Source organism: Pullulanibacillus camelliae (genome assembly GCF_014642655.1).
Taxonomy (GTDB): Bacteria; Bacillota; Bacilli; order Bacillales; family Sporolactobacillaceae; genus Pullulanibacillus; species Pullulanibacillus camelliae.
The window spans coordinates 655212-666652 of the sequence record NZ_BMIR01000001.1; the positions used below are offsets into that span (position 1 = coordinate 655212).

Below are 11441 nucleotides of genomic sequence, written 5' to 3' on the forward strand. Positions count from 1 at the left end.
GTGTTTTATGAGATTGCAGTCGGATGGGGTTGTTCGATTTTTTATTCTATTATCAAGTTCATATACTTAATCTCATAGAGAAGACTCTATCTACACCTTCAGCAATTGCTTTGGAAACGCCTCTTTCACTTGTATTAAGATCTAGTAAAGCTTTTGTAAACATTTGATGGATTTTCACCATTTGCTTTTGATTTATTCGAAAATATAAGGTGGGTGATTTCAGAAAAATTTACAGATCTGTTATACAAGGGGGAGCACTTCGTGAATTGGACAGTGCGAAGAAAAGTAGCAGTCATTCTTTTATCAAGCTTAATAGGTATCGTTATTCTTTCAAGCTTTATGGGGTATGCCACCTTAACAGAAAATCGATTGAACAATAAGGTGAAGGCGATTAATGAAGGGGTCTACCAAGCCCAAGCGATTAGTCAGGACATGGAGAGTGCTAGAAAAAATGATCAGATTTTTATCTATGATCCAAGTCACGGTCAAGAGAAGACGGTTACGGATAATATCAAACAGCTAGAACACGATGTAAAAGCCCTTCATGCACTGAACATTGGAATAAACCAGGATACTCAAACGATTGAAAAGGGCATTCAATCTTATTCAAAGGCGTTTAACCAACTAAAAAAGACAAAGACAACGATTGGCTATTCTGATACGGAAGGAATCTTAGGTCAAATCGCTAACAGCGAACTGGCCATCCAGGATATCCTTTCATCTATGAATGTTACTGTGCTTAATACTCCATGGTTACAAATCGAGTCAGCTAAGATGCGCTTTATGAGCAATCCGCTTCCTCAATATATCGCAACCCTGCCTAAAGATATTCAAGCCATGGATGGGGTTGCCAAGCAGCACCTTAAAGACGCGACATTAGATAAATATAAGTCTAATTCGACACAGTTTCTTCAAGGCCTTCAACAATTAAATCAGCTTTATCAGGAGCAAACGAGCACCATAAAGAATTTTAACACCATTGGTTCAACTGTCATTCATGAAGTCGATCAAACGGTGCAACGACTTAACCAAAGGAGAAATCAATTATACAACAAACAGTCGTCCACTCAAACACTATTGTTTGTTAGCATGCTGGTATTGGGTCTTGTGATATTAATCATTATTGGACTATTTGGCGGATGGTTATATAAATCCATTATACGATCGATACAAACCTTAAAAGAAGGGGCGATGCGCATCGGTGATGGCAAATTAAATCATCGTGTTGCTATTGAGGGGGAGGATGAGTTTTCGCAGCTCGGTATTACCTTCAACAAAATGGCCGAAAGCGTCCGTCAGATGATACATAAAGTAAACGGTGCCGCCTCCGAGCTTTCCTCAGCTTCACAAAACCTAACTGCCGTGTCAGAAGAAACAACAGCGCAATCGCTCGGCATTCATCAAACGATTGAACAGGTCACTGAAGGGGCCCAGCATCAGGTCTTACACTTACAAGAGAGTATTGAACTATTGAACAAAGTAACAGATGCCATTACTGAAACAACAGCAATAACCAACAGAATGACAGAGCAATCCGACAAGGCCCAACACGCACATCAACAAGGGCTTAAAGTCGTTGCAGTCCTTCAGGAAGATTCCGCACAGTTTTTAGATATCGCTAAGCATCTGATCATCGATATTCAAGAGATTTCCAAACAATCCAGTGAAATCGTTGGTATATTAAAAGTTATGAAAGATATTTCAAGCAACACTGACTTACTGGCACTGAACGCAGCCATCGAATCTGCCCGTGCAGGTGAAGTGGGATACGGTTTTGCTGTCGTCTCCCATGAGATTCGTAAGCTGGCCGAACGCTCTAAAAAAGAAACAAACACAATCGAACAGGTGATTCATCATATGATCTCACAGCTTAATGATATTACCGAGCGGGCCAATCAATTGAATCATTCTTTAGGTCAACAGGACCATAATGTCAAACAGACAAAGGGTGCTTTTGACGCTATCGACGAGAATGTCGATTCTATTAATCAAGGGATTACTAATATCCAAACGGCCATCACTAATGTTTCAACGGCAAATACAGAGTTGGCAACAAAGCTTGAGGAGATTAGCACCATTTCTGAGGAAACCGCCGCAAGTACAGAACAGGCAGCTGCCGCTAGTGAAAGTCAAACCTCAGCCATTGAAACCGTCAATCAAGCCGCCTTATCTCTTCAGGACATCTCACTTGTTTTAGAACAAGAAGTCATCAAATTTGAAATAGGTGATGAAAAGCCCGCAGAAGAAGTAGCCAGAGGTGAAGGAGATGGCCATAAAGCTACCGCTTCCGAAGAAAACATTGGTTAATTAACTCAGAAAACCGGGCGAAAAGCGTGCTCGGTCCTTGCTTAGTATGGAGCATCAGCAGATGTGGAAGAGGCTTCATTGCAAGGCCAAGTGGATTGGAGCACAGGACGCGAGACTCCAGCGGGAACGGGGCGAGCGTTACTTCACGAATAAACCTCAAGTTCTTCCGAGAAAGCTGACTTCGAAGCCATACGTGTAGACGCAGGAACAGGGGTTTTTTATTCATAAATACTTTGGGAACCCAACCATCCATTCCAAAATGAGCGGAGGCCACTAAGGACGATCGGCTAAAAACATCCCATCCATGTGAACGCTGAAGCTAGCACTTCAAGCCCCACCAAAAAAGTAAAGAACACTTTTCGTTGACCCCGGTCGTGCGTCGAGCGCCGACCCTACCCACATCGTGTGGGCATGAGGAAAGCGAGCGGCCTGGAGTGGAAATCCGCACCGTCCTCATGACCAAAATTTTATATTTCTTTTCTTTACAAAAGCCCCGCCGCTCATTGCTAGCAGCGGGGCTTAAAGCCGCTCAATAATTAAAGTGGCAGCAAAATACGCTTGCGCTTTTGAAAGATGGCCCATTCAGTAAATCCGATATATTTCAACTGGTTGCGCACCTCTTCCCATTCATCACCCACGCGTTCCGGAACATGGGCGTCTGAACCAAATGTGGGTATCACATGATAGTAACAGGCCCGCTCAAGGATTTGCTGTGAGGGATACCACCCACCACAGTCTTTGTTTTTACCTGATGTATTGATCTCGATCGCTACATCACAGTCCGCTATGACCTTCAATGTCTGGTCAACAACATCGGTCTCAATCTCAGAAAACTCGGGATAATAGCCTTTCATAGCATCAATATGTCCTAATATATCAAACATGCCGCTTTTCGCCGATTGTTGGATCAGCGCATAGTAATCTTCCTTTTCCCTTAAGCGATCTGTTGCCGATAACCCCTTCCAGCGTTGTTTATCAAAAATACTCTTACCATTAACAAAATGGACTGACCCAATAATGTAATCCAAGGGATAGTGTTGATAGATCGTGTTATAGAGAGAAGCATGCTCTGGGAAAAAGTCAGACTCCACTCCAAGAAGCACTTCAATCTTTGACTTATACCGCTCTTTTAATTGCAGCACTTCTTCAATATAAAGTGGAAAGTCACTTTTCGCCATCGTAAGACCTGGTCTTGCATGATCCTCTTCTTCAGCAAAATAGGGTGAATGATCCGATATGCCTATGTACTGCAAGCCCTTTGCAATCGCCTGTTCAATATACTCTTGTATCCTTCCTGTGGCATGCCCACACCGTTCGTGATGAGTATGAAAATCAAATACCATCCCTAAAACGCCTCCTTTTCTATTATTATACTTCAGGTTCAGATCAAAGCATGATGTCTTGACCTTATCTTTAAAATATTTCAATAAAGCTTAATAGTCCTTTTTCCATTTCTTTTTAATAATTGAGTTGTAAGAAATTCTATCCTTCTTTTCTTTGTCCCATTTATACACCCTATTTTAATCATTCAACAACTCTGTTTCCCCACCCATTTTGAAGACAGACCATGCTTTTTTTGAAAAAGCCACAAGACAGCAAGCATAATAAAAAGGAGGGCTCCACCTAGATAAAGAGACTGAAAACCGCTCTTCAGAGGAATGAGAAGATAGGCAATAAAAGGCCCTAGAGCTGCTCCCAAGTCTTCGATGATGGAATAAATAGTAAGGAAGGAGACGGCATTCTCACCTTTTGTTCGCGCAACATCTGAAGCCAAGGTATCTGTAAGGGTGGTCATCGCTGTGGCTGACAGCATAAAAACCAAAATGATAGCTATCCATACTATGATAGGCTGCGTCATCGATAATAGACTTATGGCCACTGCGGCAATAAACAGTGCGACCACATAGATGGGAATTCTCCCCCGCGCACCATCTGACCATTTACCCACACCAACAGCCAAGAAAGGCTCCCATCCCCACCGTAAGGCTTGCATAAGACCAGAGAGAAACGTTGCCGTCAGCAGTAACCCGAATACTTTCAGCTCTTTGCCATAAAAATGTTCGATAGCCGAGCTCAAGGTTGAGACAAAAATACCTTGATATAGCATGATGACAAAAAAACCACTGATCATAACTAACAGAGCTTGTATGGAAAAGAAACTGCGCAGTAAAATCAGCATATTTCCTCGTTGTTTCTTTGGTTCCTCAGCTCGACTTCTTGATATTGGCGGTACGAAGCGAACAATAAGAGGAAGGCCACACAAAGCGGCAATGCCTAAAACCAAGGACACAGTTCTTAACCCAACAACAGGTACGAACAAGCCCCCTAACAGCATGCCGACCAAGCTCCCTAATCGATAAAGTCCATTATATGTCCCCATCATTTTCCCACGATGCCGTTGGAAGGAAAAATGGACAACAGAGGACAGGCCGCCAATGCGTAAGAAGGACCAAGCACATCCCCATAAGCACCGCAAAACTAACCAAGCTATTATACCTTTTATTAAACCATACCCGCAGGTTGTGACAAAACCCAAAATAATTGCAAAGCTCAAGCCCATTCGCAAAGAGATTTTTTGATAACACCAGCCCACAATGGGGTTTAATGGCAATCGCACAAAGCGATTAATAGATAATAAGAGCCCTACCTGCCAAAGTGAGTCTAAGCCCGCCTCCCTCCAATAAACCGGCAGTGCAATGTATAGCATCGAGTCCCCCGTTAATGATAAGGCTGTAATCAGTGCGACCGCTTGGATGCTTCGTGAAGAAGCCACATCTGATCCTTTTACCATATGTGCCCACCTCCTTTGCACTTGCGCTATGCTTCAAGGATAAGGATAAACGACCGCTCCGTCCAATATATCTTTTATATCGTTATATCCATACAATTTATGACTCTTAAAGCTTTACATAAATCCATAAAGCCCCAGTCCCTGAAAGGCTGAAAGCAAAATATTTAATATCAAATCTAAATGACTTATTGTCCGGCTCACCTTTGTAATACCTCATTTTAGATACACATAAGCAATCTTGAGCAAATGCTCGTCCTTTTATAGTTAAAGCTCTTTAGCGTTGTCCCATCCTATGCATCGGAGACCCTAGCTTTAGCAGGCCAAAAATCTGAAAAATGAAAATCAACACCATCCACTCTTTCAACATATCAAAATTTCCTATTCTTTAACCAAAAGGGCACCCATAAGGAATTCAACTTATAAATTCCGACAGCACAAAAAAGAGGTCGCCTAAAAAATGAGGATTTCTCAGGGCGACCTTTCACTTCAATTGCTTATTTTTAAGGTTTAACGAAAACCGTTTTAATAGAAGTAAAGAATTCTTTGGCAGCTTCCCCTTGCTCTCGTGATCCGGAGCTAGAGGCTTTCATTCCGCCAAATGGGGCTTGTAATTCTACACCGGCTGTTTCAAAATTCACCCTCACTAGCCCTGCATCAATATCATCAATAAATGTAAACATATTTTCAATATTTTGAGTGAAGATGGAGGCGCTCAACCCAAACTCTATATCATTGGCAAGAGAAATCGCCTCCTCAATGGAGGACACCTTCATCAATGCCAAAACCGGTCCGAAAATTTCTTCTTGACCGATGGTCATATCAGAGGTGACATCTGCAAAAATGGTAGGTTCTACGTAGAACCCATCAGCGAGCTCAGGAGCTTTGGGACGCCCCCCGCCTAAAAGCAGTGTCGCCCCTTCCTCTTTTCCTTTTTCAATATAAGCAAGCACCGTATTGAGCTGAGCTTCACTCACACTAGGGCCAATAGCTGTTGCCTCATTCAAGCCATCACCAACCTGCAATGCCTCTGTTTTTTCGAGTAGCCTTGCTTTAAAGGCTTCATAAACGCGTTCATGAATAATGACACGACTGGTTGCCGTACATTTTTGTCCAGTCGAACTAAAGCCCCCGCTGATCGTTGCCGCTACCGCCTTATCAATATCGGCATCCTCCGCTACAATTACTGGGTTTTTCCCACCCATTTCTAATTGATATTTCGCCCCTCTGGCGACTGCCTTGCGCGCCACTCCATTCCCAATCGCATTGGACCCAGTAAAGGTGATCCCCTTAACCTGAGGATGCTCAATGAGCCGATCACCAACTATAGACCCTCTACCTGTGACGATATTGACAACACCTGCTGGAACTCCAGCCTCATGTACACACTCTATGATCTTGGCAGCAGTAACTGCGGCTTCACTGGCTGGTTTTAACACAACTGTATTCCCGTATATAAGGGCAGGTGCCATTTTCCATAAGGGAATAGCGACAGGAAAGTTCCATGGTGTAATCACGCCAACGACCCCAAGCGGCACACGGTCTGTATACATCAGCGCCCGACTATCCGAAGCGGGTATCACATCACCCGTTTTACGCATCCCTTCTGAAGCATAATAGCGTAATATCGCAATGCCTCTTGAGGTCTCTCCTTTCGCCTCAGCAATAGGTTTACCCATTTCGCGTGTCAGTGTCTCTGCAATCTCCTGATGACGTTTTTCTAGGCTTTCTGCAATTTTATATAAATATTGGCCTCTTGCAACGCCGCCGAGCTTCCGCCACGCTTGACTGGCTTGCGTTGCAGCCTCGACAGCTTGATCTACGTCCTCTTTAGAAGAATCCTGAACATACCCGACACACTCATGCTGATTTGCCGGACTAATGCATTCCAGTAGCTTCTGAGTAGAGGAAGCTTTCCACTCACCGTTAATATAATTTTTATATGTTGTAGTTTGCGTTTGTACTGTCATCATGAATCTCCCTTTCCGTTCATTTTATTATCTTAACGCTGACTTCGGCTGCTGTTGTTTAACCGTATTGCTTAAAATACCAATCCCAGGTATCTCAATATCAATCCGATCCTCTTCTCGTAATGTAAAATCATTCGGAGGAACAATACAGGTACCCGTCAATAAAATCGTGCCATTAAAAACCACATTGTCTCTTACTAGAAAGCGCGCTAATTCATCGAGTTTGCGCTTCAATTGTGAGGTATTAGCGGCATCTTCAAAGACAAGCGCATCATGACGATAAATACGGCAGATGATTCGTAGATCATAGGGATTCTCCACAGACTCTGCCAGTCGAATGGTTGGACCAATCGCGCAGGAATGCCGCCATATCTTTGCTTGTGGCAAGTACAATGGATTTTCCCCCTCTATATCCCGACTGCTCATGTCGTTACCAATGGTATAGCCAAGAATCCCTCCAGTATCATCCAGTACGATTCCCAGTTCAGGCTCTGGGATCTGCCATGTTGAATCGCTGCGAAGGAACACTGTGTCACCAGGTCCTACCGTTCTTTCCTTCGTCGATTTAAAGAAAATCTCTGGCCTTTTTGCATCATAAACCTTGTCATAAAACGTAGGTCCTTCTGCATGATTAGTGCTAGATTCATAATTTCGGCCATCACGGCTGCGTTCATATGTCACGCCAGCCGCCCATACTTCTTGAGCCTCTATAGGAACAAGAAGCTCTAATTGTGAAAGCGGACTAGGTATTAGCGGTGCGCCTTGAATGACATCCTGTACATGTTGTAAGGGTGTCGATTCATTAAACTCCGCAGCTTTAACCAGTTCTAAAAAATCCTCGTAGGGCAAAGCATAGATCTTGTCCTCATCCGTAACCGCTGCCAATTGCGGCAGCTCATTCCCGTTAAAATATCTAATGATTCTCATGATGCCCTCCTTTATCCTTGATAGTTTTATAATATAAAACTACGTTCCCTTTAATGACTAGAAGCCTTTCATCATGAAAAGCGATCGGCTTCATGTTAATACGTACGAAGAGCAGGTTGATAGCCTAATTGTTGTGAAATAACTTCACCGGCTGCCTTTATCTTAGGAACAAGCGTCTCTAACGCTCCCGGTGTCATGTTCGGAGTCGGCATAGATAAGCTAATCGCCGCTGTGACCTCCCCCATATGGTTACGTATGGGAATCGCAATACACGTTATGCCAGGTTCGTTTTCCTCATGATCAATCGCATACCCACGTTCCCGAACACGTTCCAGCTCCTTTAAAAAATCCTGCTCGTTGGTTATTGTTTTTTCTGTTTGCCGATGATACACATATCCTTCTAAAATTTGTCTTAATTCAGCTGGGCTTTTAAAGGCAACCAATGCTTTGCCAACCCCACTACTATGAATGGGAATGCGGCGACCAATCCGTGAATAAACAACCGTTGCCGAGCTCCCCTCAACCTTATCGATATACAAACCTTCTCTTCCATCTAAAATCACTAAATGGAGAGTGTAACCCGTTTGCATCGATAGTTCTAATAAATGCTGTCGTGCGATGGAACGCACATCCAAATGCCCCACAACCAGATTGCCTCTCTCAAATAATTTCAATCCCAGCTTATATTTTCCTGTCTCATGATCTTGGTCAATATAACCATGCTGTTGTAAGGTTTTAAGTAGTGAATGGGCCGTGCTTTTATTCAGGTCGAGCCGCCTGCTAATTTCTGTAATTTTTAACTCTGTTGTATATTCATCAAATAAATCTAAAATTCGCAGTGCTCGATCTACTGATTGAATCAATGGCATGGAATCAGTCCTTACTCTCGTTTGATTTTTCTTATCTTTAGTTTACCACTAGGAAGAGGTATGCCGCACGGCAGCAAGCAGGACTGACTACTCAAAGCTTTTATACGCCTTGTCATGAATCCCCCCTTTTAAAATCTTGAGCAGAGTAAGATTCGTCTACTAATGCGTTTCCGAAAGCTTTGTAATTTAGAAAGACATTATGCACGTGCTGATTTTTCGGCTAATGCGGCTTTACCTGCCCTCAATACCTCAATGATTTTATCAACATCATAAACGCTTCCTTTCCAAATGCCACCGCTGACAGATTGTAATTCTGCCCACAACCTCGTATCATCTGGCAGCTTGGGGTCCGCTTGCAAATCAGGATGAAGCTCCCGCTCAGCCAATACCTTTGCTCCTTCTTCAGGGGTGAATTCTTCCTCTCCTATTCCAATGAAATCGATGCTACCCTCAAGCCTATTCCGGTCGACAACCATTTGAATTTTATCTCCTGTACGGAGCTTCCCAATCGGTCCGCCCGCTAAGGCCTCAGGGCCAACATGCCCAACACAAGCTCCTGTCGATACTCCTGAAAATCGTGCATCTGTGATAAGAGATACATATTTTCCATAAGACAGGTGCTTCAAGGCCGAGGTAATTTGATAGGTTTCTTCCATTCCCGTACCTGAAGGACCTCTTCCGATTAAAACCATGATATCTCCAGCATGAATTTTTCCATCTTTTATCGCAGCGATGGCCTCTTCCTCCGACGTAAATACCTTTGCATAACCGGTTTGCCGATAGACACCGTCTTCATCTACAACCTCAGGATCGATGGCCGTTGATTTAATCACTGAACCTTCTGGAGCAATATTGCCAATTGGAAAGGTAACAGTAGAAGTTAATCCACGTGTGCGTGATCGTTCAGGACCCATAATGACCTCATCAGGATCGACACCATCTAATGCCTTCAATTGCTTTCTCACGGTATAACGACGCTCCGATGATTCCCACCAATCCAAAACGGTATCCAAAGTTTCACCCGTTGCGGTTAAAGCCTTCACATTCAGCAAGCCTAATTGACGAAGATGCAGCATAACCTCCGGAACACCACCAGCCAAGAAAGCTCGAACTGTTGGATGATAATCAGGTCCATTCGGTAGCACACTCACAAGTCTCGGAACCCTTTGATTGATCCGATTCCACTCCTGAACCGTTGGCACCTTCCGTTTTGCTGCATGGGCGATCGCGGGGATGTGAAGTAACAGGTTGGTCGACCCACCAAAAGCGGCGTGAATCACCATGGCGTTTTCGATGGCTTGATCGGTTAATATATCCTTCATGCCGAAGCCCTGTGCCTCAAGAGCCAACGCGGCGCGTGCCGATTGCCTGCTCATTTCATCCCAAATAGGTTGACCCGAGGGTGCTAAAGCCGAGTGAGGCACAGACATCCCTAGCGCCTCGGCAACGACCTGTGCGGTGCCCGCTGTTCCGAGGAACTGACAGCCGCCCCCTGGAGTCGCACAGGCTCTGCAACCTAAATCCGCTGCCTCTTGCAAAGAGAGTTCATGCTGAGCATAGCGGACCCCAATCGTCTGCACCTTACCGGCATCCTCCCCATAAGTTGGTGGAAGCGTCACGCCCCCTGGAACAATGACACAAGGAAGATCATGCATAGCCGCCAATGCCACCATCATAGCTGGCAATCCTTTATCACATGTTGCCACCCCCATGACAGCATGTCGAGTCGGCAACGAGCGCGTGAGTCGGCGCAAGACAACAGCAGCATCATTACGATATGGAAGCGAATCGAACATCCCTGTTGTCCCTTGTGAACGTCCGTCACAGGGATCACTTACATAACCAGCAAAAGGGACACCACCATGACTGCGAATTTCTTCTGCTGCCGCTCGCATCAGCAAGCCAATTTCCCAATGTCCCGTATGATACCCCAAAGCAATCGGCGTCCCATCCTCAGCACGAATGCCACCTTGTGTGCCAAGAATGAGCACTTGTTTACCCGTTAACTTTGAAGGCTTCCAGCCCATACCAACATTTTGTGTTAAACCAAATAAATTCCCGCTCGGAGAATGCATGAGCATCTCATGAGTTAACGGAAGTGTCCCCTTTGGGCCGTGAGCATGTGTTTTAAGCGTATACAAATCTTCCCGTTTGGCATCCATGATGCTCTTCAACTGCTCGCTCATTGGTAATCCTCCTTATGAACAAAATCAAATAAACGATAGAACACCCATCTATAAAACGCTTTCAAACCAACATACACTCTTCTGTGTTTTCTCTAATGACTAGCCTTTCACCCCCATCATTTGTTTTATATTATAAAACACCGTTCTCATTTAAAGTTAAAAAATTAAAGACTCTTTCTATGTAGCCTTTAAGATACTTATGTTACATGGGGTTATTGTAATACAATTTTCTTTCAATTGCAAATTATTCAATCTAACCCTCTAACAGAAACCTTAACGTTAATGTCATATTAAATATAAATTGCCTAAAATAGACAAAGCCATCCCATCCTTGTCTAGATACAGAACATCATCATATATGGAAGAGGTCGCATTGCATAGTCAAGTGGATGAG

Annotated in this window: 7 protein-coding genes; 1 reads left to right on the top strand and 6 read right to left on the bottom strand. The window is 44.0% G+C overall.

The window, feature by feature from the left end:
• Positions 1 to 261: 261 nt before the first annotated feature.
• Positions 262 to 2307, top strand: a complete 2046-nt coding sequence (locus IEW82_RS02840; RefSeq protein WP_188688736.1) for a methyl-accepting chemotaxis protein — start codon at positions 262 to 264, stop codon at positions 2305 to 2307.
• 536 nt (positions 2308 to 2843) lie between these two features.
• Here the strand turns inward: IEW82_RS02840 and IEW82_RS02845 are convergent.
• From IEW82_RS02845 to IEW82_RS02870, 6 genes are all read right to left on the bottom strand, one after another.
• Positions 2844 to 3650, bottom strand: coding sequence for a histidinol-phosphatase (locus tag IEW82_RS02845; protein WP_188688740.1), 807 nt, complete (start codon positions 3648 to 3650; stop codon positions 2844 to 2846).
• Between the two features lie 185 nt (positions 3651 to 3835).
• The gene (locus IEW82_RS02850) at positions 3836 to 5098 is read right to left on the bottom strand and encodes an MFS transporter (RefSeq protein ID WP_188688743.1); all 1263 of its coding nucleotides are present in this window, start codon (positions 5096 to 5098) and stop codon (positions 3836 to 3838) included.
• A 500-nt stretch (positions 5099 to 5598) separates the two neighbouring features.
• Entirely contained in the window at positions 5599 to 7065 is a 1467-nt protein-coding gene (gene gucD / locus IEW82_RS02855; protein ID WP_188688966.1) for an alpha-ketoglutaric semialdehyde dehydrogenase GucD, read from the bottom strand.
• A 27-nt stretch (positions 7066 to 7092) separates the two neighbouring features.
• Positions 7093 to 7992, bottom strand: coding sequence for a fumarylacetoacetate hydrolase family protein (locus tag IEW82_RS02860; protein ID WP_188688746.1), 900 nt, complete (start codon positions 7990 to 7992; stop codon positions 7093 to 7095).
• A 95-nt stretch (positions 7993 to 8087) separates the two neighbouring features.
• Positions 8088 to 8861: an IclR family transcriptional regulator gene (locus tag IEW82_RS02865; protein ID WP_188688749.1), complete on the bottom strand. Its 774-nt coding sequence runs from the start codon at positions 8859 to 8861 to the stop codon at positions 8088 to 8090.
• 197 nt (positions 8862 to 9058) lie between these two features.
• On the bottom strand, positions 9059 to 11047 hold the full coding sequence (locus IEW82_RS02870) for a YjhG/YagF family D-xylonate dehydratase (RefSeq protein ID WP_188688752.1): 1989 nt from the start codon (positions 11045 to 11047) through the stop codon (positions 9059 to 9061).
• Between the last annotated feature and the right edge of the window lie 394 nt (positions 11048 to 11441).

Excerpts from the sequence above, each read along its gene's own strand:
- IEW82_RS02845 (WP_188688740.1), bottom strand. The coding sequence starts at position 3,650 with ATGGTATTTGATTTTCATACTCATCACGAACGGTGTGGGCATGCCACA.
- IEW82_RS02850 (WP_188688743.1), bottom strand. The coding sequence starts at position 5,098 with ATGGTAAAAGGATCAGATGTGGCTTCTTCACGAAGCATCCAAGCGGTC.
- gucD (WP_188688966.1), bottom strand. The coding sequence starts at position 7,065 with ATGACAGTACAAACGCAAACTACAACATATAAAAATTATATTAACGGT.
- IEW82_RS02860 (WP_188688746.1), bottom strand. The coding sequence starts at position 7,992 with ATGAGAATCATTAGATATTTTAACGGGAATGAGCTGCCGCAATTGGCA.
- IEW82_RS02865 (WP_188688749.1), bottom strand. The coding sequence starts at position 8,861 with ATGCCATTGATTCAATCAGTAGATCGAGCACTGCGAATTTTAGATTTA.
- IEW82_RS02870 (WP_188688752.1), bottom strand. The coding sequence starts at position 11,047 with ATGAGCGAGCAGTTGAAGAGCATCATGGATGCCAAACGGGAAGATTTG.